Source organism: Nonomuraea sp. NPDC005501 (genome assembly GCF_040605905.1).
Classification (GTDB): domain Bacteria; phylum Actinomycetota; class Actinomycetes; order Streptosporangiales; family Streptosporangiaceae; genus Nonomuraea.
This window is the reverse complement of sequence record NZ_JBEXDT010000045.1, coordinates 23,591-47,058: the sequence shown is the minus strand read 5'-3', so window position 1 is coordinate 47,058 and position 23,468 is coordinate 23,591. Positions and strand designations below refer to the sequence as shown.

Below are 23,468 nucleotides of genomic sequence, written 5' to 3'. Positions count from 1 at the left end.
CTGTTTCCGGCAGGCTGCCTTTCATCGGTCCACAGGCGAATGCGAACGAACACATCCAGGTGCAGAAACAGGTCTGCAATACCGAAAAGGAGGCTGGTCATGACCAGGAGATCGCGTCTGTCGCGGGGGCTTGTCACGGTGGCCGTGGCGGCGGCCACCGCCACGTCCGTTCTTTCGCCGGCGCCCGCCATGGCGGCGAAGTCGGGCTGCTCGGTCGTGCCGTTCACCCCCAGCGTGAAGAGCCACTACAGCGTCGTGGCCACCAACTCCGCGAGCTGTAAGGGCCGGGTGCGTAACGTTCGTGTCGGCGTGAAGCTGTATCAGTTCAAATCGGGGTGGTACGTGGCGGACAAGAAGTCCGTCTCCTGGGGGACCGTGGCCGTCTCGCGGTCCGGTTACGTTCAGAAATGGATACATCCCGTCCCGGAGAGGATCTGCTACAAGTACATAACGTATGCCTGGGCGACCTGGACCTACGCGGACGGGAATCCCGGCGCGGCGGGTCTCTATTCCGCCACCAAGAAATTGTCGCCGAGCCGTTCCTGTTAGGCAGGCGACTCCCCTGCCCCGGGTGGGGGCGTCATGCGCCCCGCTTACGGTGAACCGGGACGCGAGCCGATCCGTGCAGGAGGAGAGGGCCGCCTACACGGGGGAGGTTCTCGATGGGCGGGAGCAGCCGCCGGCGGGGGCCGGCGACGCTCGCCGCGGCCGCGGCCGCGGTGCTGCTGGGGCCGGCGGGATGCGGCGGGAGCCACGAGTGGTCCGCCGCCCCGCCCCGGTCCCCGGTGCCCGCCACGGCCGCCGCCGAGGTCACCACGGTGGACGTGACCATGGACGACTTCTCCTTCACCCTGCCCCGGCACGACCTGACGTCCGGCTCCTACACGTTCCGGCTGAGCAACGAGGGTGAGTCGCCGCACGCCATGGCGATCGCCGGCCCCGGCATCAGCGGCGCGAGGCGGTCGGGGACGATCACACCCGGGCAGCGGACGTTCCTCACCGTCACTCTCCGGCCGGGGCGCTACGAGGTGTGGTGCCCGGTGGACGACCACCGGGCCCTGGGCATGGACACGGCCTTCGACGTCCGCTGACACCTCACCCGGCCGGGTCGTCACACGAGCGGGTCGTCACACGGGCGGGGCCAGCCAGGCGGTCGTGTCGGGCGGCAGCGCTCCTCCCGCCACGGAGCCGCTGGCCAGCAGGACCTCGCCCGGCGGGAGCGGCACCGGGACCGGGCCCAGGTTCGACACGCACACCAGGCCCGAGTCGCGCCGGAAGGCCAGCACGTCCTCGCTCAGCGGCAGCCAGGTCAGCGTGCCGTCGCCGAGCAGGTCGCGGCGCAGGCGCAGCGCCGTGCGGTAGAGGGTGAGCATCGAGTCCAGGTCGGCGAGCTGCGCCTGCGCCGTGAGCTTGCGCCAGCCCTCCGGCTGCGGCAGCCAGGGCGGGGCGGACGGGTCAGGCCCGCCGAAGCCGAACGGCGGCTCCTCCCCCGACCAGGGCAGCGGCACGCGGCAGCCGTCCCGGCCCGGGTTGGCGCCGCCCGACCTGGCGAACATGGGGTCCTGCCGCGCCTCGTCGGGCAGGTCCTCCACCTCAGGAAGGCCGAGCTCCTCGCCCTGGTAGACGTAGACGCCTCCGGGCAGCGCCATCGCCAGCAGCGCCGCCGCCCTGGCCCGGCGCCGCCCCAGCTCCAGGTCCGTGGGGCTGCCGTGCAGCCGGCCGCCGTGCTGGAAGCCCGTCTCGGCCCGGCCGTACCGGGTCACGGGGCGGGTGACGTCGTGGTTGGACAGGACCCACGTCGGCGGGGCGCCGATCGGCACGTGCGTGGCCAGCGTCAGGTCGATCACCCGGCGCAGCTCCGCCGGGTCCCAGGGGCAGGACAGGAAGTCGAAGTTGAAGGCCGTGTGCAGCTCGTCGGGCCGCAGGTAACGGGCGAAGCGCTCCTGGTCGGGCAGCCACACCTCGCCGATCAGCACCCGCTCGCCGTACTCGTCGGCGATCCGGCGCCAGCGCCGGTACACCTCGTGCACGCCGTCCAGGTCCTCGTACGCGTCGTCCGACTTGTACAGCAGCGCGGCCGAGTCGACGCGGACGCCGTCCACGCCCCGGTCGAACCAGAAGCGCAGCACGTCCTCGAACTCCTGGTGCACCTCCGGGTTGTCCCAGTTGAAGTCGGGCTGCTCCGGGGCGAACAGGTGCAGGTACCACTGCCCGTCGGCCACCCGCGTCCACGCCGGCCCGCCGAAGATCGACGACCAGCCGTTCGGTTCGTCCCGGAACCAGAACCGGTCCCTGGTCCGGGGGTCGGCCAGCGCCTCCTGGAACCAGGCGCTGGCGGTGGAGCCGTGGTTCGGCACGACGTCGATGATGACCCTGATCCCGTGCTCGTGGGCCTCGGCGACGAACGCCTCCGCCTCGGCCAGGGTGCCGAAGACCGGCTCGATGTCCCGGTAGTCGGCCACGTCGTAGCCGCCGTCGGCCATCGGCGACGGGTACCACGGGTTCAGCCAGAGGGCGTCGACACCGAGGTCCTTGAGGTATCCGAGGCGGGAGCGCAGCCCGGCCAGGTCCCCGCAGCCGTCACCGTTGCCGTCGGCGAAGCTGCGCAGGTACACCTGGTAGATCGCGGCCCCCCGCCACCACGTTCGCGACATGCTCATCCTTTGATGCTTCCGGCGGTCAGGCCCGCCATGATGTGCCGTTGGAAGAAGAAGAACACGATGATCGTCGGGACACTCGCGATGACGAGCCCGGCCATGATCGCGTTCTGTGACACCGCTCCGGCCGTCTGCGACAGGCCGACGCTGACGGTCATCCTGGCGCTCTCGGTCATGACCAGCAGCGGCCAGACGAAATCCTTGAACGAGGCGACGATCGTGAAGATGGAGACCACGCCGAGAATCGGCCGCGACACCGGCAGCACCACGGACCACAGCACCCGCAGCGGCCCGGCGCCGTCGATGCGCGCCGCCTCGATCAGCTCCCTCGGTATGGAGTCGAAGAAGCGCTTGAGCAGGAAGATGTTGAACCCGTTGGCCGCCGCGGGCAGCCACAGACCCCACGGGTCGTTGAGCAGCCCGAGGTCGGCGACCGTGACGTACAGCGGGATCAGCACCACCATGGGCGGGACCATGAGCGTCGCCAGCATGGCGCCCAGCACCACGTTGCCGAACGCGGGGCGCAGCTTCGACAGCGCGTAGGCCGCGCAGACGTCCACCGCCATCGAGAACAGCCATCCGCCCAGCGCGTAGAACGCGGTGTTGCGCAGCAGCAGCCCGATGTCGAACAGCTCCCAAGCCTCGGCGAAGGCGTCCAGCGTGGGCGCCTCCGGCACCGCGGTGGGCGGCATCCGGGCGAGCTCCTCGCCGGTCTTCATCGCGCCCGTGACCATCCAGTACAGCGGGAAGACGAATGCGAGCGTGGAGCCGGCCAGCACCGTGAGCAGGACGGCCCAGTAGACGCGCCGCCCCCACCGGCTGTTGAGCTGCTGCGGCGAGACGATGGTCCGGAAGCGCACCTCGATCGGCCTGGGCCGGCTCCGCCCGCGCGCCCGGCCCGCGGAGGTGCGGGCGCCGATGGAGATCATGCGCTCTCCCCCCGGTCGTCACGGGTGAGCCGGAGCTGGAAGGCCGCGAAGATGAGCAGCGCCAGCATGAGCATCATGCCCAGCGCGCCGGCCTGGCCGTAGCCGTCGCCGTAGGTGAACGCGAACTGGTACATCAGGTAGGCGACGGTGACCGTGGAGTTCTCCGGGCCGCCGCCGGTCAGCATGTACGGCTCGATGAAGACCTGCATGGTGGCCACGATCTGCAGCATCAGCATGAGCAGCAGGATGAGCCGGGTCTGCGGGATCGTGACATGCCTGATCCGGGCGAGGATGCCGGCCCCGTCCAGCTCGGCCGCCTCGTACAGCTCGGGCGGGATGTTCTGCAGGGCCGCCAGGTAGATGAGCGTGGCGCTGCCCATGTTCATCCACGTCGAGACGAGCACGAGGGAGATCAGGGCGGTGGAGGAGGAGTCCAGCCAGGCCAGCGGGGGCAGGTGGACGAGGTCGAGGAGCTGGTTGAACAGCCCGGGGCCCGGGTCGTAGAACCACCTGAACAGCAGCACCGCCACGATCGGCGGCAGCATGACCGGCAGGTAGACGACGAACCGCAGGTAGCCCCGGGCGTGACGGAGCTCGTTGAGCACCAGCGCGGTGACGAACGGCACGGCGTAGCCGCAGACCAGCGCGAGCACCGTGAACTGCACGGTGTTGAGCCAGGCCGTGCCGAACGCCGGGTCCTGGAAGACCGCCCGGAAGTTGTCCAGGCCCACCCAGGTGGGCGGATCGACCAGGTTGGTCCGCTGGAAGCTCAGCACGAACTCCCTGACCATGGGGTACCAGGCGAACACCGCGAAGCAGGCCAGCGCCGCGCACAGGAACCCGTAGGCCGTGAGGTTGCGTCTCAGGACTCCCACGCGGGTCAGCCCTTGGCGGCCAGCAGCGCGTTGGCCTTGGCCTCCGCGTCGGCGAGCAGCTTGCCGGAGTCGGCCTCGCGGCGGCTGAGCACTCCGGACATGACCACGTCGAGGATCGCGTACAGCTCCTGGGCGTGGGCGGGCTCGGCCTTGGGCGGCACGGAGGAGGCGGCGGCCACGTACGGCGCGTAGTTGGCGACCGGCAGGGTGGCGTTCTTCTCCCGGTCGGCCTGGATGGCCTTGCCGGTGGGCGAGCCGCCGTAGACGTCGTTGTCGGGCACGCCGACGGGGTTGCCGAGGGCCTTGCCGCGGGCGAAGTCGAAGCGTCCCTTGCCGACGGTGTTGTAGCGGAAGTCGAGCCACTGCAGGGCGGCCTTGGCCTGCTCGGGGGTGGCCTTGGGGTTGATCATGAACGCCTCGCCGCCGCTGAGCGACGCCTTGGCCTCGGGGAAGCCGGTGATGCCGTAGTCGGCGACGTTGCCCTTGAACTTGTTGACGACGTCGGTGACCACGTCGGGGGCGCCGAGCATCATGCCGACCTTGCCGCTGCCCATCGCCATCATCAGCGACTCCCAGCCGACCAGCAGCCGGCTGCCCATGCTGTCGTCGGTCCAGCGCATGTCGTGCAGGGTCTGCAGGACGGCGCGGCCCTCGGGCGAGTTGAACGCGGCCTTCTTCCCGTCGTCGGTGAGGACGGCGCCGCCGCGGCCGTAGAGGGCCTGGGTGAAGTGCCAGCCGCCGGTGTTGCCGCCGGAGTACTCGCCGTAGCCGACGTAGCCGGGGCCCAGGCCGGCGATCTTCTTGGCGGCCTCGCGGATCTCGGCCCAGGTGGCGGGCGGCTTGTCCGGGTCCAGCCCGGCCTGGGTGAACAGCTTGCGGTTGTAGACGAGGCCGACGCTGTAGTGGACGTTGGGGACGCCGTACACCTTGCCGTCCTTGGTCACCAGCTCGCGGACGTCGGCGCGCAGGTCGTTCCAGTTCCTGATCAGGCCCGTGTACGGGGAGACGTCCAGCGCCTGGCCCTTGCCGATGACGTCGGCGTAGTTGGTCACCGGCACCACGAAGGCGGTCTCCATCTGGCCGCCCGCCAGCTTCGGCCCGAACGTCTTGGGGTCGAAGCACGGCTGCTGGTCGGTGCTCCTGACCGTCACGCCCGGGTGCGCCTTCATGAACGCGGCGATGTCGTCGTCCCAGGCGGCGCGCTCCTTGGGCGCGGACTTCGCGGGCTGGCAGGCGACCGTGATCGTCACCGGCGCGGCGCCGCCGGGGCCGGGCTCGGCGGGCTCTCCGCCGCCGCACGCCGCGACCGAGAGGGTGAGCGCGGTGGCCAGTAAGAGTGCTGCCGATTTCTGCCCGGTGAATGTCTGCATGGGTTCGACCCTTCTGGTGCGAGGTGCCCACACCATAGGATCGCCGACCGTGCACTGCAATATCTCGACGGACTATTGCAAGATAACGACTCCATCACGCACGTACGCGGGCCGTGGACGCCCGGACCACCAGCTCCGGCTCGTACAGCAGCTCGTCGGCGGGCACCACGGCCTTGTCGATCTGCGCGACCAGCAGGTCCACGGCCGCCCGTCCCATGGCGTCGATCGGCTGGCGCACGGTGGTGAGCGGCGGGTCGGTGCAGTTCATCAGCGCCGAGTCGTCGAAGCCGATCACCGAGACGTCGGCGGGCACGGACATCCCGGCGCGCCGCACCGCCCGGACCGCGCCCAGCGCCAGCAGGTCGCTGGCGCAGATCACGCCGGTCACGCCGCGCGCCACCAGCCGGGCGGCCGCCGCGTGGCCGCCCTCCAGCGAGAACATCGTGTGCTCCACCAGCGCCGGGTCGCCGCCGCCCGCCTGGAAGGTGTCCAGCTTGCGTCGCGACGGGACGTGGTCCTTCGGGCCCAGGAGCAGGCCGACGCGCTCGTGGCCGAGCGCCCGCAGGTGGGCCAGGGCGATCTCGGCGGCCACCACGTCGTCGCAGGACACCTGCGGGAAGTCCAGCCGCTCCACGGCCGCGTTCACCAGGACCGTGGGCAGCTTGCGCTCGTGCAGCAGCTCGTAGTGCCCGTGCGAGGCGTCGGCCTGGGCGTACAGGCCGCCGGCGAAGACCACGCCGCTGACCTGCTGCTGGAGCAGCAGGTCGACGTAGTCGGCCTCGGAGACGCCGCCGACCGTCCTGGTGCAGAGCACGGAGGTGAACCCCTGCTGGGCCAGCGCCCCGCCCACGACCTCGGCGAAGGCCGGGAAGATCGGGTTCTGCAGCTCCGGCAGCACCAGCCCCACCAGGCGAGCCCGGTCGCCGCGCAACTGGGTGGGCCGCTCGTAGCCGAGCACGTCGAGCGCGGTCAGCACGGCCTCCCGGGTGGCGCCGGACACCCCGGGCTTGCCGTTGAGCACGCGGCTCACGGTCGCCTCGCTCACCCCGACCTTCTTGGCCACGTCTGCCAGTCGTCGCGTCATGCGCAAACTATACGGCGGATCATGCAAGTATTTGCAAGCGCTTACGTAGACCCGACATGCCTCTGGAACGTCCCGGGCACATCCGGGCGGGGCGCGAAGCCGTCCGGGTCAGGGGCCGCAGGCCACCGTCAGGTCGGCCGTCCCGAACACCAGCTCGTCGGTGTTGTACCAGGTCGCCGCGCCCATGCCGCCCGACACGGTGGTCCCGTAGGAGGTGAACCAGTACGAGTGATTCTCGACGGCCTCCAGGGCCGTCGGGTAGTTGGCCGGGCAGGTGATCTGCAGGTTGCCGTACGAGTGGCCGTTGACGTGGACGCTCTGCTTGAACTGCGGCCTCGGCAGCCCGGCGGGCTTCACGTTCGAGCACGTCAGCGTCAGCGTGACCGTGACCACCACGGGCCCGAACTTGCTCTCCTCGGCGTACGTCTGCGAGTTGTGGAAGTTGACCTTCGCCGCCTGCGCGCTGCCGTCCGGGACGGACTGCCAGAACTCGTCGTAGTGGCCGTACGACAGGTCCTCCTGGTTCCCGGTCTTGGTGGTGGCGCTGGTGCCCTTGATGTACGGCATGGTCGAGGGGCATTTGGCCAGCACGTACCCCTTGCCCTGGGCACGCGCCGAGGAGAGGTTCGACACCGTACCCGTCACCTCTCCGGTGTCCGCGGCGAGGCCGTTCGCGGCGTGCGCCGGAGCGGAGAGCCCCAGGAGCCCCGCGGCCGTCAGCACGGCGGCCACCCCCATGCGTGCGTGGTTCGACATCATTCCGATTCCTTCCTCCGTAACGGTCGCGCCCCGGGGATCCGGTGGCGCGGAGGGAGCACGGTCGACGTCCGGGGGGTATCGGGGGTCACCGTCCCTTCCGGGCGTCTCGCTCCTCTCACGGTAGGAAGGCAGGCTTGGAGCCCACTTGGTCCGGGCTTGGGCCGCACTGGCCGGCACCGGCCGGCGCGGGGCCGGCCGGTGCGGCGCCGGTCAGTCGGCCTCGACGGGTACGGAGGTCACGCCGGCCACGCCGGTGGCGGGGCGGCGCCAGGGGCCGTTGAAGAAGAAGACGGCCGGGATGAACAGGACGAGACAGCCAAGGCAGACCAGCAGCCACGTCTGCCAGCTCGTCGCCTCGACCACGCGCGGGATGACCAGCAGGCCGACGACCGCGATGGCCTTGGTGAGGAAGCCGAACAGCCCCCACGCGGTCCCCTGGAGCCTGGGGTCCACGTCCTCCGCGTCCTCGGAGTAGTTGGCCATCCAGGGCGCGTAGGCCACGCCGAGCGAGCCGCCGAGCAGCGCCCCGGCGATCATCAGCGTGCCGGTCGGCACGTCGCCGCCGCCGAGGACGTGGGCCAGGTAGGCGGTGACGAGGACCGCCGCGACCGTCCCGCCGAGCGCGAACGGCTTGCGCGTCCGGGTGCGGTCGGAGACGCGCCCGAAGACGATCAGCGTGAGGAGGTTGAGGCTCCAGAAGGCGGCCATGACCGTGGACGCCTGGGCGGCGCTCATGCCCAGGGAGTCGACCAGCATGACCTGGCCGAACAGGGTGAGCGTGAGGAACAGCACCAGCCACAGCGAGATGCCGACGACGTGGGCCCAGATGGCGCGGTCCGCGAACAGCGACCGCACCCGGGACGGCCGGCTGAGGTCGACGACGTGGGCGGCGTCGTGCTCGGAGTGCTGGATGCGGGCGCGCAGCTCGGGCGAGAGGTCGGCGATGTTCAAGGCGATCACCAGCGAGATCACCAGCGAGAAGCAGCCCATGATGACGAACTGCGAGCGCCAGGAGTCGCCGAAGACGGGCAGCGTCCAGCCCGCCACGGCCGAGGCGAGCAGGTTCGCCCCGACGGGACCCCAGGACCAGAAGCCGAACGCCTGCGCCCGGCCCAGGCGGGGGGAGAAGTCGCGGACCAGCGGCGCCGTGCTCGCCATGGCGACGCCGTCGACGAAGGCCAGCGCGATCCTGGCGATCAGCAGGTCGCGCGGGCTGTGCACCAGCGTCATCGCGAAGCAGCAGAGGGCGGTCACCAACATGAGCGGCACCAGCAGCCGCACGCGGCCGACCCGGTCGGTCAGTCTGCCGCCCAGGGCGGACGCGACGGCCCCGGAGACGGCCGCGGCGCCGGACACGGCCCCGTACGTGGCGAGCGACATGTCGAGGTCCTTCAGCAGCAGCGGGACCACCGGAGCGATCTGCGCCTCGTAGGAACCGATGAGGACGGCCAGGACCGCCATGGTGAGGATCTTCATGCGGCGGGCGCCGGTGGGGTACTCGTCGAGCTCGCGTACGGAGAACAGGCCCATGAACACGCCTTTCTGGTGGGATGTCCCCTCGCCCATGAGTTCTAGAAGCAAGCTCTAGAATTCATTTCCACGAATGGTCCGTCGCCGCACGCCTCCCGTCAAGGGGCTGTGAGCCCTCGCCAATTTTAGATGTACGTTCTAGAATCTGCTTCTGGCATTTCTCTCACGAGCAGGAGCACGATGACCGCCTCACGCAAACCCGTCCCCAAGCCGACGCCGGAGACCCAGCCGTTCTGGGACGGAACGGCCAGGGGCGAGCTGCGGGTCCAGCGCTGCCGCGGCTGCTCGCGGCACTACTTCTATCCACGGCCGGCCTGCCCGCACTGCGGCTCCGGTGACGTCGCATGGGTGACCACCGGCGGCCGGGCCACGCTGGTGTCCTACGTGATCAACCACCGGCCGGCGCCCGGCTTCGAGGACGACGGGCCGTACGCCATCGCCCTCGTCGAGCTGGAGGAGGGCGTCAGGATGATGACCAACATCGTCGGCGTGGAGATCACTCCGGAGAACCTGCCCCTCGACATGGAGCTGCGCGTGGTGTTCGAGCAGCGCGGCGACATGGCGGTCCCGCTGTTCCAGCCGGCCGGAGCCGCCCGATGAACATCGTGATCGCGGGGGCGGCCGAGACCGACGAGGTCGGCAGGCTGCCCGCCCACTCCACCCTGGCGCTCCACCTGGAGGCCGCGCGCAACGCCCTCGCCGACGCCGGCATGACCAAGGACGACATCGACGGCGTCGCCACCGTCGGCGTGCCGGGCCCCGTGCAGATCGCCCACGCCCTCGGCATCACCCCGGCCTGGCTCGACGGCACGGGCGTGGGCGGGTCGTCGTTCCTCTTCCACGTACGGCACGCCGCCGCGGCCATCCGGGCCGGCCAGTGCCACACGGTGCTGATCACGCACGGCGAGTCGGGCCGCTCCCGGGTGGGCGCCGGATACCCGGCGCTGGGCCGGGACTCGCTGATGGGCCAGTTCGAGCTGCCGTACGGCGTGTCCGGCCCGTCCACGGCGTTCACGCTGACCGCGCTGCGGTACATGAAGGAGACCGGGCTCACGCACGAGCAGCTCGCCGAGGTCGCCGTCGCGCAGCGGCGGTGGGCGCACCTCAACCCGCGCGCCATGTACCGCGACCTGGTCACGGTCGAGGACGTGCTCGCCTCGCGGCTGGTCGCCTACCCGTTCCACCTGCTGGAGTGCTGCCTGGTCACCGACGGGGGCGGCGCGCTGGTCGTCACCTCCGAGGAGCGCGCCCGCAGGCGGCCGGTCCACCTGCTCGGCTCCGGAGAGTCGGCCGATTCGCCGATCGTCTCCCAGATGGAGGACCTCACCACCTCCAAGGGCTTCCGCCTGTCGGGGGAGGCGGCGTTCGCCGAGGCGGGCGTCTCCCACGGCGACGTCGACCACCTCATGATCTACGACGCGTTCGCCCACGTCCCCATCTACGGCCTGGAGGACCTCGGCTTCCTCAAGCGCGGCGAGGCGGGCGCGTTCATCGCCGAGGGCCACACGTCGCCGGGCGGGCGGCTGCCGCTCAACACCAACGGCGGCGGGCTGTCCTACACCCATACCGGGATGTACGGCATGTTCGCCATCCAGGAGTCGGTGCGTCAGCTGCGCGGAGAGGCCGCGGCGCAGGTGCCCGGCGCCGAGGTGAGCGTGGTGCTCGGCAACGGCGGCATGTTCGCCTCGGCCGCGACCCTGGTGCTGGCCAACCGGCTGCCGTGACGGCGGCGTCCGCGCGAGGGTCCGGCCGCGGCGACAGCCGGACCCTCACGCGAGCCGGCCGGGGACGGCGGCGGGGCCGCCGTTCCCGGCCGGTCGGCGCGGAGCCGCCGCGTTTCACTCGCGCCAGGTCACCAGGGCGTCCAGGGCCTCCACCCGCGAGCCGGCGACCAGCAGCGGGTTGATCTCCAGGGCTTCGAGGCGGGGTCCGAGGGCCTGCGCGTACGCGGCCACGCGGGCCACCACGGCCGCGACCGCGTCGAGGTCGGCCGGCTCCGCGCCGCGGGCGCCCTCCAGCAGCCGGACCCCCCGCAGCTCCCCCAGGGCCCGGCGCACCTCACGGGCGTCCACCGGCAGCAGCCGCAGCGCGGTGTCGCGCAGCACCTCCACCCACACGCCGCCCAGCCCGACGGCCAGCGTGAGGCCCCAGCCGGGGTCCCGCACCACGCCGACGAGCAGCTCCACGCCCCCGCGCCGCTGCGGCTGCACGAGCACGCCCACGGCACCACCGGCGTGCCCCGCGCCAGGGGCGGTCCGCACCGCGGCGACGATCTCCCGGTAGGCGGAGCGGACCTCCTCCGGGCCGGTCAGGCCGAGCCGGACCCCGCCGATGTCGCTCTTGTGCCCGAGCCCCTCCGCCGACGCCTTCAGCACCACCGGGTAGCCGAACCGGCCGGCCGCCGCGACCGCGGCCTCCTCCTCGTACGCCTGCTCGGAGGGCACCACGGGGATGCCCGCGGCGGAGAGCAGGGCCGCGGCGCGGTGCTCGGCCCACACGCCGCTCGCGCTCGCCGCCTCCGCGGGCACGGCGCCCCCGAAGACGGCGGCCTCGGCCACGGTGTCCCCGGACACGCCGTCACCGGACACGGGCCGCTCCGCGACCGGGGCGGCCAGCGCGGCGCGGCGCGCCTCCGACCATCGCACGGCCGCGCCGATGGCCTGCATGCCGTGCTCGATCCCGCCCACGACGTGCGGGAAGCCGGTCTCCTCCTGGACGGCCCGGCCGAACTCGGTGACGTCGACCAGGGCGTTGCCCATCACCACGACGGGCAGCGGAGAGCCCGCGATCTGCTTGGCGCTGGCCGCGTACGCGGCGAGGACGGGCGCGGGGTGGGCCGGGGCGAGGCGGGGCGGCTCGGACAGCAGCACGACGGCGTCGATGCCCGGGTCGGCGGTCACCGCCTCCAGGGCGCGGGCGAGCAGGGTCCGGTCGACGAGCACGTACCCGGTGACGTCGAGCGGGTTCTGCACGGTGCCGAAGGCCGGGACGATCCGCTCCAGCCGGGCGGCCGTCTCGGGCGCGAACGGCGGCAGCTCCAGCCCCTCGTCCTCCGCCCGGTCCGCGATGATCTCCGACGCGCCGCCCGACGGCGTGACGACGCCGAGCCTCGGCCCCGGCAGCGGGCCCACCTCGGCGAGCAGCCCCGCGGTGATGATGAGGTCCTCCAGCGAGCGCACCCGGATGACGCCGAGCCCGCGGAAGGCGGCGTCGATCACGTTGTCGTCGCCGACCAGCGCGCCGGTGTGGGCCTGGGCGGTGCGCGAGGCCAGCCCGCTGCGGCCGATCTTCAGCGCGACGATCGGCTTGCCCGCCAGCAGCGCCCGCCGGGCCACCCGCGAGAACTCGCCGGGGTCGCGCACCGACTCCAGGAACAGCGCGATGGCCCTGGTGGCCGGGTCGTCCACGAGGTAGTCGACGACGTCCGTGACGGTCAGCGCCGACTCGTTGCCCATCGAGGTGAGCAGGCTGACGCCGACGTTGCGGGCCTGGGCGAAGCCGAGGACGGAGCTGGCCAGCGCGCCGCTCTGCAGCACCACGCCCACGGAGCCGCGCAGCAGCGGCGACGGGATGGGCAGCCCGTACGGGGTGATGCCGGCGGCGGCGTTGATGAAGCCGTTGCCGTTCGGGCCGAGGACGGTCAGGCCGTTGTCCCGGGCGAAGGCGGCGATCTCCGCCTCCATCCGGGCGCCCTCCTCCCCCGCCTCCCCGAAGCCCGCGGTCAGGACGACGTAGCTGGTGACGCCCGCCGCGGCCCCCTCGCGCAGCACGGGCAGGACGGCCGTGGTCGGCACCATCACGTAGGCGAGGTCGACCGGGCCGGGCACCTCGGACAGGCTCCGGTGGGCCGGCTCGCCGTGGACGACGCCGCCTCGCGGGTTGACCAGGTACACCTCGCCGGTGAACCCGTGCGTGCGCAGGTTCAGCAGCGTGCTGATCGACCAGCCCGACTTGTCGGTCGCCCCCACCAGGGCGATCGAACGCGGGTTGAACAGTTGTGCGACCGCCATCTCACTCCCCGATCGTGGCGAGCCGCGCGTGACCCTTGATCAGGTTACGGGCGATGGTGCGGCGCTGGATCTCGTCGGTGCCCTCGAAGATGCGCAGCAGGCGCAGCTCCCGGTACCACCGCTCCACGGGCAGCTCCTTGGTGTACCCCATCCCGCCGTGGATCTGCAGGACGCGATCGACGACCTGGTTGGCCATGACGGCCCCGTTCAGCTTGGCGATGGACGAGGCGTGCCGGGCGTCCAGGCCCTCCCGCACCCGCCAGGCGGCATAGAGGGTGAGCCACTTGGCGGCCTCGATCTCCACCTGCGAGTCGGCGATCATCCACTGGATCGCCTGGTAGTCGGCGATGGGGTGGCCCATGGACGTGCGGATCCTGGCGTAGTCGATCGCCATCTGGAGCATCCGCTCGGCCGCGCCGATGGCGCCGGCGGGGATGAGGTAGCGCCCCTGGCCGATCCACTGCATGGCCAGCTCGAAGCCCTTGCCGACCTCGCCGAGGACGTTCGCCTCCGGCACCCGGACGTTCTCGAAGACCAGGGCGGCCGGCCCCCACTGCCCCATGGTGGGGATGGGCTCGGACTTCCATCCCATGTCGCGGTCGACGAGGAAGCAGGTGACGCCGCCGTCCGCCCCCTTGTCCGGGTCGGTCACGGCGAACACCATCACGAAGTCGGCCTCGCTGCCGCCGGTGATGAACGTCTTCTCGCCGTTGATCACCCAGTCGCCGCCGTCCCGGACCGCGCGGGTGCGGATGTTGCGGGCGTCGGACCCGGCGCCGGGCTCGGTGATGGCGAAGCAGGAACGGCGCTCGCCCTCGATCGTCGGGATCAGGTAGCGCCGCCTCTGCTCCTCGTTCCCGGCGTAGAGGATGTTGTCGGCCGAGCCGCCGAAGCTGAACGGCACGAAGGTGCGGCCGGTCTCCATCGCGATGATCGCGGACATGACCGGGCCCAGGGCGGCTCCGCCGTACTCCTCGGGGGTGTTGATGCCCCAGAAGCCCATCCGCTTGGCCTTCAGCCGCAGCTCGCGCAGGACGGAGGGGTCGAGACCCGGCCGGCCGGCGCGCTCGTTGCGCAGGACCTCCGGCTCCAGCGGCATGACCTCCCTCTCGATGAAGGAGCGGATGGTGTCGCGGATCTGCCGTTCCTCGGTGCTGAGCGAGAAGTCCATGCCCCAACCTTTTCTAGAATCATCCTCTAGGAATCGATTCCAGACTGGTCCCGCGCATCGGTGGTGTCAACCCCGCTTTTAGAATGTAATTCTAGAACTGTGTGGAGTACCATGGGAGTCCCCGCACGCGAAGGAGCCACCATGGCGCGCAGGTCCACGGGCAAGGGCGGGTCGTGGGAGTGGAGCCGCACCGCCCAGACCCGCAGGAGCATGCTCCAGGCGGCCCGCGAGGTCTTCTCCGAGCACGGCTTCGCCGACGCCAACGTCTCCGACGTGGTCGCTCGCGCCGGCTCCAGCGTGGGCAGCCTCTACCACCACTTCGGCGGCAAGACCGAGCTCTTCCTCGCGCTGTTCGAGGAGCACCAGGCCGCCCACGAGGAGGCCGCCGCCTCCAGCGTGGCCGCGGCGAAGAAGGCGGGCGTCCGCGACCCCGTCGAGCTGTTCATCACCGGCGCCCGCGCGTTCCTCGAAGGGTCGTGGGCGCGGCGCGACCTCGCCATGCTGTTCATGGACGGCGACGGGCCGCCCGGCTTCGAGCTGATCCGCCGCACCCGCGGCCGGGAGTGGGTCCGGCAGAACGCCGTCCTGCTCGGCGCGGGCGACACCCCGATGGGCCGCCTCACGGTCTCGGTGCTGACCAGCGTGATCGGCGAGGCCGCCCGAGAGGTGGCCACCTGCGACAGCGAGGACGAGGCCAGGGACGTGGTCGAGGCCGCCGTCGCGCTGATCCGCCGCTTCGACCCGCTCACCGCCCCCGCCCCCGCTCCCGGTCCGGAGGCCTGAGGCGGGGTCAGCCCGGCTGCAGCGCCATCCTGCCCCGGTCGAGCACCACGGTCCCGTCGTCCTTGGCCGTCCGGAACAGCACCTCGTCACCGTCCTGCCAGATCGACACGGTCAGCGACTCGCCCGGGAAGACCGGGCTGCTGAACCGTCCCGACATGCCGGCGAACCTGGCGGGGTCGGAGCCGGCGACCGCGTGCAGCAGGGCGCGCCCGGTGATCCCGTACGTGCACAGGCCGTGCAGGATCGGCCGGGGGAAGCCGGCCCTGGCCGCGAACGCGGGATCGGAGTGCAGCGGGTTGCGGTCTCCCGACAGGCGGTAGAGCAGGGCCTGGTCGGGCCGCGTCGCGCAGGTCACCCGGTGGTCCGGCGCCCGGCCGGGAGCCGTCCACTCCTCGCGTGGCCCCCGGTCGCCGCCGAACCCGCCCTCGCCCCGGATGAACACCGCGCTGCGGCTGGTGACCAGCGGCTCGCCGCCGGGATCGACGGCGCGGGCCTCGCTGGTGACCAGCGCGCCCGAGCCCTTGTCGTAGACGCCGGTCACCTTCGAGGTGACGGCCACCGTCCCCTCGGCCGGCAGCTCGCGGTGCAGCTCGAACGCCTGCTCGGCGTGGACCAGCATGGCCGGGTGGAAGTCGCCCAGCCTGCGCGCGACCGGCGCCTGGGCGGCCAGCACCGCGAACGTCGGCAGCACCCGCTGCGGGATCCCGGCCGAGTTCTCGGTGGTGAAGGGCAGCTCGCCGGTGCCCGCGCCGACGCCCAGGGCGTACAGGAGGGTGTCGCGGGACGTCCACGAGCGCTCGTACGGCCCGCTCTCGACGCCGACCAGGCTGTGGTCGATCGGCATGTCAGCCCTCACCGCCCCGCGGGCCGGCCGGGACGCGGCCGTCGGTCCGCGCGTTGGGCGCGGCCTTGGCGACCAGGGCGGGAATGACGTCGTCCAGCTCGGCCGGGTCCCACCGGGCACCCTTGTCCACGCCCGGCCCCGCGTGCCAGCCCTCGGCCACGCTGATCCGCCCGCCGAGCACGTTGAACACCCGCCCGGTGACCTCCCGCGCACGCGCGCTGCCCAGCCAGACCACCAGCGGCGCGACATTGTCCGGGTCCGCCGGGTCGAACGGACCCTCGACGGCCCGCCGGGGGCCGCCGAGCCCTTCGGTCATCCGCGTCAGCGCCGCCGGGGCCACCGCGTTGACGGTCACGCCGTAGCGGGCGAGCTCCTGCGACGCGATGATCGTCAGCGCCGCGATGCCCGCCTTGGCCGCGCCGTAGTTGCCCTGTCCCGGGTTGCCGTAGATGCCGGAGGACGACGTCGTGTTGATCACGGCGGCCTCCACCCGCGCGCCGGCCTTGCTCCGGGCCCGCCAGTACGCGGAGGCGTGCCGCAGCGGCGCGAACGTCCCGCGCAGGTGCACCCGGATCACCGCGTCCCACTCCTCGGCCGTCATGTTGACCAGCATGCGGTCCCGCAGGATGCCGGCGTTGTTGACCAGGACGTGCAGGTCGCCGAACCGCTCGACCGCCGACGTGACCAGCCGCCGCGCGCCCTCGAAGTCGGAGACGTCCGCGCCGTCGGCGACGGCCTCGCCGCCCATCGCCCTGATCTCCTCCACGACCTCTCCGGCCGGGCCCGGGGACGAGCCCGTGCCGTCCACCTCGGCGCCGAGGTCGTTGACGACGACCTTGGCCCCCTGGCGCGCGAACTCCAGCGCGTGGCCGCGCCCGATCCCCCGCGCGGCCCCCGTGACGATCACCACGCGGCCTTCCGCGATCCCGCCCATACGACACTCCTTCGACCGGCTCGTCGCCCAGAATTCGATTCTAGTATCGCGATCTAGAATCGGATAGGGCGAGCGGCCGCCCGGTCCGTGGAGTCGTCGAGGAAGACGCTGTCGGTGAGCCCCCGGCCGATGCCCGCTCAGGAGGGCAGGCAGCGGCCCGAGACCACCGAGAACAGCCGCTCCTTGCCCGGCACGATTCGGAGGTTGACGCGGTCCCCCTTGGCCGGCGGCGCGTTCGGGTCGACCCGGGCGATGACCGTCTGGCCGGCCAGCGCCGGTTCGCGGGCGTCGGCGTACTCGCCGTAGAGGAAGGCGTCCGAGCCGAGCTCCTCGACCACGGTGACGGTGATCGGGAAGGTCGACGGGTCCGTCCCGCCGTCGCCGGCCACCTCGACCGCCTCCGGCCGGAAGCCCAGGATGACGCGGTCGCCGCCCTCCTTGCGCAGCGCCTGGAGCGTCTCGCGGCTCAGCCGGATCCGCTGCGCGCCCAGCACCGCCTCCTCGCCCTCCACGCGGAACTCGGCCAGGTTCATCGACGGCGAGCCGATGAAGCCGGCGACGAAGACGTTGGCCGGGTGCTGGTAGAGCCGCAGCGGCGTGTCCACCTGCTGCAGGATGCCGTCCTTGAGCACGGCCACCCGGTCGCCCATCGTCATGGCCTCGACCTGGTCGTGGGTCACGTACACCGTCGTCACCCCGAGCCGGCGCTGCAGGGCCGCGATCTGGGTACGGGTCTGCACGCGCAGCTTGGCGTCCAGGTTCGACAGCGGCTCGTCCATGAGGAACACCTTCGGCTCGCGCACGATCGCCCGGCCCATGGCCACGCGCTGCCGCTGACCGCCGGACAGCGCCTTGGGCTTGCGGTCGAGGAACTCCTCCAGGTCCAGCAGCCGGGCCGCCTCGTGGACCCGCCGGTCGCGCTCCTCCTTCGGGGTCTTCATCACCCTCAGGGCGAAGCCCATGTTGTCGGCCACCGACATGTGCGGATAGAGCGCGTAGTTCTGGAACACCATCGCGATGTCCCGGTCGCGTGGCGGCAGGTGCGTGACGTCCCGCTCGCCGATGCTGATGTGGCCGCCGTCGACCCGTTCGAGCCCGGCGAGCATGCGCAGCGACGTGGACTTCCCGCAACCGGACGGGCCGACGAGGACCAGGAACTCGCCGTCCATGATGTCGAGGTCCAGGGCGTCCACCGCGGGCCGCTCGGTGCCCGGGTACACGCGGGTCGCCTCGTCGTAGAGAACTTTGGCCATCGGTATCTCCTCAGTGACTCACAGGTAGGGGTTCGGTCAGGGTGGCGGGGCGGCGGAGCTCGACGTCGACGAGGAGGAGGCGGGCGGACAGCTCGCGCAGGATCCTCTCCTCCTCGCGCGGCACGCCGCTGTCGGTGATCACCGTGTCGTACGCGCTCGCGTCGCGGTGGCTGAAGGCGGCGTGCCGCCCGAACTTGGAGGAGTCGACGAGCAGCAGGTGCCGCCGGGCCGCGTCGAGCATGGCCTCCTTGACGGCGGCGTACTTCTGGACCGGGTGGTAGAGGCGGCCGTGCGTGATCGCCACCGCCGACATGAGGGCGACGTCGGCGTGGATGCGCTGCAGGGCGCGGGACACCTCGGGCCCGGTCGTCGAGTCGAAGGCGCCGTCGTAGTCACCGCCGAGCAGGATCGCCTGGCTGTGCTCGGTGGCCGCGACGATGCGGGCGACGCTGACGGAGTTGGTCACCACCGTGTAGCCGCCGCGCTCGTCGAGGCGCCGGGCCAGCGGGAACAGGGTGGTCGAGTCGTCCATGAGGAGCACGCCGCGGGGCGGCAGCTCCCACAGGGCGACCTCGGCCAGCGCCTCCTTCTCCGCCGGCCGCGTCCGCCTGCGCAGCTCGGGCGCGACCTCCATCGTGACGGCCGCGACGGCCGCCGCGCGGCCGCGGGACTTGCGCAGCAGCGCGCCGCCGGCCAGGGCGTCCAGGTCACGGTGCATGGTCATCACGCTGACCCCGAACTCGCCGGCCAGCTCGGCGATGCCCATCTCGCCCCTTTCCGCGACGCGGGCGAGCACCGCCCGCCTCCGCTCCTCGAGACCGGCGGTCGTGGCCCGAGCCCTGGCCATGTCCTCACTCCTGCGGCCGTACCACTGCCTTGACCAGCTCGGGGTCGCGCGTGCCGGCCGTGAGCGCCTCCTCGACCCGGTCCAGGCCGTAGTGGCCGGAGACCAGGGCGTCCAGCTCGACACGGCCCGCGGCGGCCAGCGCGACGGCCCGCGGCCAGGTGTTGGCGTACCGGAAGGTGCCGGTCACCTCCAGCTCGCGCGTCTGCACGTACGTCAGCGGGAGCGGGATCTCGTCGCCGCCCATGCCGATGAGCACGACGCGCCCGGCCCGCGCCATCGTGCGGACGGCCTGCGCGGTCGCGGCCGGCCGGCCGGAGCATTCGAGCAGCGCGTCCGGCTCGAAGAGGGCGTCGGTCAGGCTCTCGGTGCGCACGTCGAGGATCGCGGTGGCGCCCAGCTCGCGGGCGCGCCCGAGCCGGGCGGGGTTGACGTCGGTGACCATGATCTGCGTGGCGCCGAAGGCGCACGCGGCCTGGAGGCAGAGCAGCCCGATGGGGCCGGCGCCGGTGACGAGCACGCGGGTGCCCGGCCCGACCCGTGCCTTGAGGCAGGCCCACACGCCCACCGACAGCGGCTCGATCAGCGCGGCCGCGTCGTCGGAGACGGTGTCGGGGACGGGGTGGGCGAACTCCTCGTGCGTGACGACGTACTCGCAGAAGGCGCCGTCGATCGGCGGGGTGCCGAAGAAGCGCATCCGCGGGCAGAGGTTGTAGCGGCCCGCCCGGCACTGGGCGCAGGTGAAGTCGGGCACCCCCGGCTCCAGCGAGACGCGCTGCCCCGGGTGGTGGCGGCCTGCCCTCGGCCCGCTCTGCACGACGATCCCGGCCGGCTCGTGGCCGAGCACCAGCGGGGACTGCACGACGAAGTCGCCGATCCGCCCGTGCTCGTAGTAGTGCACGTCGGAGCCGCAGGTGCCGACCGAGGTGACCTGGACGAGCACCTGGCGGGGGCCCGGCTCGGGCCGGGGCCGCTCCTCCATGACGATCTTGCCGACCCCGTGCAGCACGGCTGCGCGCATGACCCCTCCTACTCCCCCGTGACGGCGCCGAGGGTCAGCCCGGTGACCAGCCAGCGCCGGACGGCGAGGCCGGCGAGCATCATGGGCACGACCACGATCGTGCCGATCGCGGTGAGCTGCCCCCAGTCGACGCCCGTCTGGGTGACGAGCTGCGAGGCGGCGATCGGCAGGGTCTGCGAGCTCGGCCCGGAGAAGACCACGGCGAAGGCGTAGTCGTTCCAGGCGAAGACCAGGCACAGGATGAAGGTGGTGACGAGCCCGGCCTTCGTCAGCGGGAGGATGACCGTCCAGAAGGCCTGCCAGCGGGTGCAGCCCGCGACCAGCGCCGACTCCTCCAGCGACGGCGGCACCTCGGCGAAGAACGCGCTCATCAGCCAGATGGCGAACGGCAGGTTGAACGTCAGGTACGCCAGCACCAGCCCCGGGATCGTGTCGATGAGGCCGAGGCCGCGGAAGATGAGGAACAGCGGCACCACGACCGCCGCGATGGGCGCCATGCGGGTCGAGATGATCCAGAACGCCAGGTGCTTCTTCCCGCGCATCTGGGTCCTGGCCAGGCCGTACCCGGCCAGCGCCCCCAGGCAGACGGCGAGCACCGCGGAGATGCCGGCGGCGAGCACGCTGTGCCAGATGTAGGGCACGAGGTTGTTCGGCCCGGAGAACAGGCCCCGGTAGTTGTCCAGGGTCGGCTGGAACAGCACCTGCGGCGTGCCCGAGGTGACGTCCGTGCGGTTCTTGAACGAGGACATCAGCATCCACACCAGCGGCACCAGCGTCCAGAGCATGGCCACGACGACGACCAGCCCGACCACCCAGCGGGTGCGCCTGCCGGTCTCTTCCAGCGGCGACTGCGGCGTCCCCCGCGGGGCGGCCGTCACCGGCGCGGTGCGCCGCTCGACATGTGTGGCGCTCATCGGGTCAACCCCCTGACGTCCAGCAGCCGGACGAAGGTACGGGCGATGAAGATCGAGAAGGCCAGCATCGCCAGCCCGATGGCGGCGGCGTAGCCGAGGTCGAAGAAGCGGAACGCGGTCTCGTACAGCCGGACAGGGACGATCTTGGTGGCGTCGGCGGGGCCGCCGTTGGTGGTGACCCAGATGATGTCGAAGTACCGGATCGCGTCCATGGAGCGGATGAGCAGCGCGACGAGCAGCACGTTCGCGATCGCCGGGAAGACGATGTACCGCAGCGTCATCCAGCCCGGCGCGCCGTCCACGGCGGCGGCCTCCCGCACCGACTGCGGCACGCTGGACAGGCCGGCCAGGGTGATCAGGGCGATCAGCGGCGTCCACTCCCACACGTCCATCAGCACGACGGCGGCGAAGGCGCTGATGGGGCTGCCGAGGATGTCGCCGGTGTAGCCGACCGAGCGCAGCACCCACGCGTAGAGGCCGAAGGTCGAGTCGGTGAGGTAGCGGCCCAGCAGGCCGACGATCGACGGGGCGACGAACATCGGCAGCAGCAGCAGGCCGAGCAGGACGTTGCGGCCGCGCAGCACCCGGAACAGGCACAGCGCGACGGCCACGCCGAGGACCATCTCCAGCCCGACGGTCAGGACGAAGTAGACGATCGTCCGCAGCCACGACATCCACATGTCGGCGTCGGTGAAGAAGCGCGCCCAGTTGCGCAGCCCGATCAGGTCGAGCCGCACCCCGCCGAGCAGCCGGACGTGGGCGAAGCTCATGGCGATCAGCGCGATGAACGGCACGATCGACAGGGCGGCCAGCAGGAGCAGGCCGGGCGCCATCATCCTGCCCTCGAAGCCGATACGCGGCTCCCGGGGCGCGGCGGTGTCCGGCCGGGAGCGCTCCAGCACCGGCGAGTGATCCGCTGCGTGCGTCATCTACGCCACCCACCCTCGGGCCACGATCTGGTCCACCCGCGCCTTGATGGAGCGCATCGCCTCCTCCGGCGACGACCCGCCGGTGAGCATCCGGGACAGCTGGGTGAAGATCGCGGTGTTGCACTCGTTCCACATCGGGATCTTCGGGCGCAGGCCGATCTTGTCGGGCTCCCAGGCCTGCCGGACGGCGGCGGCGGTGAGCATGTTCGGCATCGGCGAGGGCCGGTGCTCGGCCGCGCGCACCTCCGGCAGCTCGTACACCGAGGTCCGGGTGGGGGTGCCGCCGCCCGCCTTGCTCTTGAGGTTGGCGAGCTGTGTCCGGGGCGAGGTGGCCCAGGCGATGAACAACCAGGCGGCCCCGCGCTCGTTGGGCAGCGTGTTGCCGCTGATGGCCACCCCCGTGCCCCCGTACATGTTGGCGGTGCCGGCCGGCCCCTTGGGCAGCGGCGCGTAGCCGACCTTGCCGGGCAGCACCTGCTCGTTGCTGGCCGCGAACTCGTGCCAGTTGGGGCACATCGCCAGCCGCCCGGCGCGGAACGCTGCGCCGACGCCGTCCCAGTCCCAGGTCGTGGACGCGGGGTCGGCGATGGCGAGCAGCCGCTGGTAGAACCGGGCGCCGGCGATGGCGGCCTCGGAGTCGAGCCGGCAGGGACCGGGGTCGCGCGAGCCGAGTCGCCCCACCTGCTTGCCGTTGTCGAAGTAGGCGCCGCCGTAGGACCACAGGACGTTGCTGAAGTCGTTCATCAGGGAGTCGTGCTGGCGGGCCTGGTGGCCGGTGCCGTACTTGACGTCCGCGGTGGCGTTCTTGTTGAACCACCGCGCCATCCTGTAGTACTCCTCCCAGGTCCGATCGCCGCCCGGCGTCGGGTCGAAGCCGAGGTCGTTGGCCATGCGGTCGTGGTACTTGTCGAACACGTCGCGGCGGTACTGCCAGATCATCGTCGGCGCGTCGTAGGGCAGCGTGTAGATCGCCTGCGGGTCGACGAACCGGCCGGCGGCGTCGAGCTGGGCGGGGATGAAGTCCGCCACGCCGCCGGGCAGGTCGGGCAGGTTCGGGTCCGCCTGCATGGTGCGCAGGTCCACCAGCCCGCGCTGGTACGGCGCCAGCACCTGGTACGGGTCGGCGTAGATGACCTGGTACTGGGCGTGCCCGGAGGCCAGGTCCAGGGCGACCCGCTGGACGAGCGCGGTCAGCTCCAGCGTGACGATGTTGACGGTGATGCCCGTCAGGTCGGTGAAGGGCCGCGTGTCGGCCGCGATGGCGGCGGTGGGAGCGGTGTTCTCCGAGATGAAGTTCAGGGTGGCGCCCTTGAACTGGCGCCACTCGTCCCCGGCGGCGGTCGCGACGTGCGGCGCGTCGGCGTGGGATCCGCAGGAGCTGAGGCTCCCGCCCAGGGTGACCGCGGCGCCCGCGGCCAGCGCGCCCCGCAGGATGTCACGCCTGCTCGGTTCGAGCGGGTTCCGGTCCACTGTCCCCTCCCCCACGGTCATGCGACAGGTAAGGGCAATGAGGCCGGTTTATCCGTAATAAATGCTGATGTAAACGCATATGTGAGATTTT

The 23,468-nt window shown here is 71.8% G+C and carries 22 protein-coding genes; 5 read left to right on the top strand and 17 right to left on the bottom strand.

What is annotated here, in order from left to right:
* The first annotated feature begins 99 nt into the window (after positions 1-99).
* Entirely contained in the window at positions 100-549 is a 450-nt protein-coding gene (locus ABZS51_RS22185) for a hypothetical protein (RefSeq protein WP_355444012.1), read from the top strand.
* 113 nt (positions 550-662) lie between these two features.
* Positions 663-1,091 (top strand): cupredoxin domain-containing protein, encoded by a 429-nt coding sequence (locus tag ABZS51_RS22180; protein ID WP_355444009.1) that lies wholly within the window; start codon positions 663-665, stop codon positions 1,089-1,091.
* Between the two features lie 36 nt (positions 1,092-1,127).
* Here ABZS51_RS22180 and ABZS51_RS22175 read toward each other — a convergent pair whose 3' ends face one another.
* The 7 genes from ABZS51_RS22175 to ABZS51_RS22145 all read right to left on the bottom strand — a co-directional run bounded on the left by ABZS51_RS22175 (position 1,128) and on the right by ABZS51_RS22145 (position 9,255).
* Entirely contained in the window at positions 1,128-2,654 is a 1,527-nt protein-coding gene (locus tag ABZS51_RS22175) for a glycoside hydrolase family 13 protein (protein ID WP_355444006.1), read from the bottom strand.
* A 2-nt stretch (positions 2,655-2,656) separates the two neighbouring features.
* Positions 2,657-3,586, bottom strand: coding sequence for a carbohydrate ABC transporter permease (locus ABZS51_RS22170; protein WP_355444003.1), 930 nt, complete (start codon positions 3,584-3,586; stop codon positions 2,657-2,659).
* Entirely contained in the window at positions 3,583-4,461 is an 879-nt protein-coding gene (locus ABZS51_RS22165; protein ID WP_355443999.1) for a sugar ABC transporter permease, read from the bottom strand. The genes ABZS51_RS22170 and ABZS51_RS22165 overlap by 4 nt, the downstream gene beginning before the upstream one ends.
* Positions 4,462-4,466: 5 nt before the next feature.
* Complete coding sequence (locus ABZS51_RS22160; protein ID WP_355443996.1) at positions 4,467-5,831, bottom strand: extracellular solute-binding protein; 1,365 nt, start codon at positions 5,829-5,831, stop codon at positions 4,467-4,469.
* Between the two features lie 94 nt (positions 5,832-5,925).
* Entirely contained in the window at positions 5,926-6,915 is a 990-nt protein-coding gene (locus tag ABZS51_RS22155; protein WP_310713721.1) for a LacI family DNA-binding transcriptional regulator, read from the bottom strand.
* Between the two features lie 108 nt (positions 6,916-7,023).
* Complete coding sequence (locus ABZS51_RS22150) at positions 7,024-7,674, bottom strand: hypothetical protein (RefSeq protein ID WP_355443993.1); 651 nt, start codon at positions 7,672-7,674, stop codon at positions 7,024-7,026.
* Between the two features lie 210 nt (positions 7,675-7,884).
* Positions 7,885-9,255, bottom strand: coding sequence for an MFS transporter (locus ABZS51_RS22145; protein ID WP_355443990.1), 1,371 nt, complete (start codon positions 9,253-9,255; stop codon positions 7,885-7,887).
* Positions 9,256-9,384: 129 nt separating this feature from the next.
* Here ABZS51_RS22145 and ABZS51_RS22140 point away from each other — a divergent pair, with 129 nt between their 5' ends.
* Positions 9,385-9,804 (top strand): Zn-ribbon domain-containing OB-fold protein, encoded by a 420-nt coding sequence (locus tag ABZS51_RS22140; RefSeq protein ID WP_355443987.1) that lies wholly within the window; start codon positions 9,385-9,387, stop codon positions 9,802-9,804.
* A complete protein-coding gene (locus ABZS51_RS22135; protein ID WP_310713714.1) occupies positions 9,801-10,928 on the top strand; it encodes a thiolase in 1,128 nt (375 codons plus the stop codon). The genes ABZS51_RS22140 and ABZS51_RS22135 overlap by 4 nt, the downstream gene beginning before the upstream one ends.
* Positions 10,929-11,042: 114 nt before the next feature.
* Here the strand turns inward: ABZS51_RS22135 and ABZS51_RS22130 are convergent, their stop codons facing one another.
* Complete coding sequence (locus ABZS51_RS22130) at positions 11,043-13,214, bottom strand: acetate--CoA ligase family protein (RefSeq protein WP_355443984.1); 2,172 nt, start codon at positions 13,212-13,214, stop codon at positions 11,043-11,045.
* Between the two features lies 1 nt (position 13,215).
* Complete coding sequence (locus tag ABZS51_RS22125) at positions 13,216-14,385, bottom strand: acyl-CoA dehydrogenase family protein (RefSeq protein WP_355443981.1); 1,170 nt, start codon at positions 14,383-14,385, stop codon at positions 13,216-13,218.
* Between the two features lie 141 nt (positions 14,386-14,526).
* On the opposite strand from ABZS51_RS22125, the gene ABZS51_RS22120 reads away from it, so the two are divergent.
* Positions 14,527-15,168: a TetR/AcrR family transcriptional regulator gene (locus ABZS51_RS22120; protein WP_355443978.1), complete on the top strand. Its 642-nt coding sequence runs from the start codon at positions 14,527-14,529 to the stop codon at positions 15,166-15,168.
* 7 nt (positions 15,169-15,175) lie between these two features.
* On the opposite strand, the gene ABZS51_RS22115 is transcribed toward ABZS51_RS22120, so the two are convergent.
* The 8 genes from ABZS51_RS22115 to ABZS51_RS22080 form a co-directional block, all read right to left on the bottom strand.
* On the bottom strand, positions 15,176-16,012 hold the full coding sequence (locus ABZS51_RS22115) for a MaoC/PaaZ C-terminal domain-containing protein (protein WP_355443976.1): 837 nt from the start codon (positions 16,010-16,012) through the stop codon (positions 15,176-15,178).
* Between the two features lies 1 nt (position 16,013).
* Positions 16,014-16,946, bottom strand: coding sequence for an SDR family oxidoreductase (locus tag ABZS51_RS22110; RefSeq protein WP_355443973.1), 933 nt, complete (start codon positions 16,944-16,946; stop codon positions 16,014-16,016).
* A 137-nt stretch (positions 16,947-17,083) separates the two neighbouring features.
* On the bottom strand, positions 17,084-18,199 hold the full coding sequence (gene ugpC, locus ABZS51_RS22105) for a sn-glycerol-3-phosphate ABC transporter ATP-binding protein UgpC (RefSeq protein WP_355443970.1): 1,116 nt from the start codon (positions 18,197-18,199) through the stop codon (positions 17,084-17,086).
* 10 nt (positions 18,200-18,209) lie between these two features.
* Positions 18,210-19,046 carry a DeoR/GlpR family DNA-binding transcription regulator gene (locus ABZS51_RS22100; protein ID WP_355443967.1) on the bottom strand — a complete coding sequence of 279 codons (837 nt, stop codon included), beginning with the start codon at positions 19,044-19,046 and terminating at the stop codon, positions 18,210-18,212.
* 4 nt (positions 19,047-19,050) lie between these two features.
* Positions 19,051-20,064, bottom strand: coding sequence for an NAD(P)-dependent alcohol dehydrogenase (locus ABZS51_RS22095; protein WP_355443964.1), 1,014 nt, complete (start codon positions 20,062-20,064; stop codon positions 19,051-19,053).
* An 8-nt stretch (positions 20,065-20,072) separates the two neighbouring features.
* The gene (locus ABZS51_RS22090; protein WP_355443961.1) at positions 20,073-20,978 is read right to left on the bottom strand and encodes a carbohydrate ABC transporter permease; all 906 of its coding nucleotides are present in this window, start codon (positions 20,976-20,978) and stop codon (positions 20,073-20,075) included.
* A complete protein-coding gene (locus ABZS51_RS22085) occupies positions 20,975-21,907 on the bottom strand; it encodes a sugar ABC transporter permease (protein ID WP_310713701.1) in 933 nt (310 codons plus the stop codon). The genes ABZS51_RS22090 and ABZS51_RS22085 overlap by 4 nt, the downstream gene beginning before the upstream one ends.
* Entirely contained in the window at positions 21,908-23,377 is a 1,470-nt protein-coding gene (locus tag ABZS51_RS22080; protein WP_355443957.1) for an extracellular solute-binding protein, read from the bottom strand.
* Between the last annotated feature and the right edge of the window lie 91 nt (positions 23,378-23,468).

Bases quoted from the DNA above. Each gene is read 5' to 3' on its own strand.
- ABZS51_RS22185 (WP_355444012.1), top strand. From the start codon at position 100: ATGACCAGGAGATCGCGTCTGTCGCGGGGGCTTGTCACGGTGGCCGTG.
- ABZS51_RS22180 (WP_355444009.1), top strand. From the start codon at position 663: ATGGGCGGGAGCAGCCGCCGGCGGGGGCCGGCGACGCTCGCCGCGGCC.
- ABZS51_RS22175 (WP_355444006.1), bottom strand. From the start codon at position 2,654: ATGTCGCGAACGTGGTGGCGGGGGGCCGCGATCTACCAGGTGTACCTG.
- ABZS51_RS22170 (WP_355444003.1), bottom strand. From the start codon at position 3,586: ATGATCTCCATCGGCGCCCGCACCTCCGCGGGCCGGGCGCGCGGGCGG.
- ABZS51_RS22160 (WP_355443996.1), bottom strand. From the start codon at position 5,831: ATGCAGACATTCACCGGGCAGAAATCGGCAGCACTCTTACTGGCCACC.
- ABZS51_RS22155 (WP_310713721.1), bottom strand. From the start codon at position 6,915: ATGACGCGACGACTGGCAGACGTGGCCAAGAAGGTCGGGGTGAGCGAG.
- ABZS51_RS22150 (WP_355443993.1), bottom strand. From the start codon at position 7,674: ATGATGTCGAACCACGCACGCATGGGGGTGGCCGCCGTGCTGACGGCC.
- ABZS51_RS22140 (WP_355443987.1), top strand. From the start codon at position 9,385: ATGACCGCCTCACGCAAACCCGTCCCCAAGCCGACGCCGGAGACCCAG.
- ABZS51_RS22135 (WP_310713714.1), top strand. From the start codon at position 9,801: ATGAACATCGTGATCGCGGGGGCGGCCGAGACCGACGAGGTCGGCAGG.
- ABZS51_RS22130 (WP_355443984.1), bottom strand. From the start codon at position 13,214: ATGGCGGTCGCACAACTGTTCAACCCGCGTTCGATCGCCCTGGTGGGG.
- ABZS51_RS22125 (WP_355443981.1), bottom strand. From the start codon at position 14,385: ATGGACTTCTCGCTCAGCACCGAGGAACGGCAGATCCGCGACACCATC.
- ABZS51_RS22120 (WP_355443978.1), top strand. From the start codon at position 14,527: ATGGCGCGCAGGTCCACGGGCAAGGGCGGGTCGTGGGAGTGGAGCCGC.
- ABZS51_RS22115 (WP_355443976.1), bottom strand. From the start codon at position 16,012: ATGCCGATCGACCACAGCCTGGTCGGCGTCGAGAGCGGGCCGTACGAG.
- ABZS51_RS22110 (WP_355443973.1), bottom strand. From the start codon at position 16,946: ATGGGCGGGATCGCGGAAGGCCGCGTGGTGATCGTCACGGGGGCCGCG.
- ugpC (WP_355443970.1), bottom strand. From the start codon at position 18,199: ATGGCCAAAGTTCTCTACGACGAGGCGACCCGCGTGTACCCGGGCACC.
- ABZS51_RS22100 (WP_355443967.1), bottom strand. From the start codon at position 19,046: ATGGCCAGGGCTCGGGCCACGACCGCCGGTCTCGAGGAGCGGAGGCGG.
- ABZS51_RS22095 (WP_355443964.1), bottom strand. From the start codon at position 20,064: ATGCGCGCAGCCGTGCTGCACGGGGTCGGCAAGATCGTCATGGAGGAG.
- ABZS51_RS22090 (WP_355443961.1), bottom strand. From the start codon at position 20,978: ATGAGCGCCACACATGTCGAGCGGCGCACCGCGCCGGTGACGGCCGCC.
- ABZS51_RS22085 (WP_310713701.1), bottom strand. From the start codon at position 21,907: ATGACGCACGCAGCGGATCACTCGCCGGTGCTGGAGCGCTCCCGGCCG.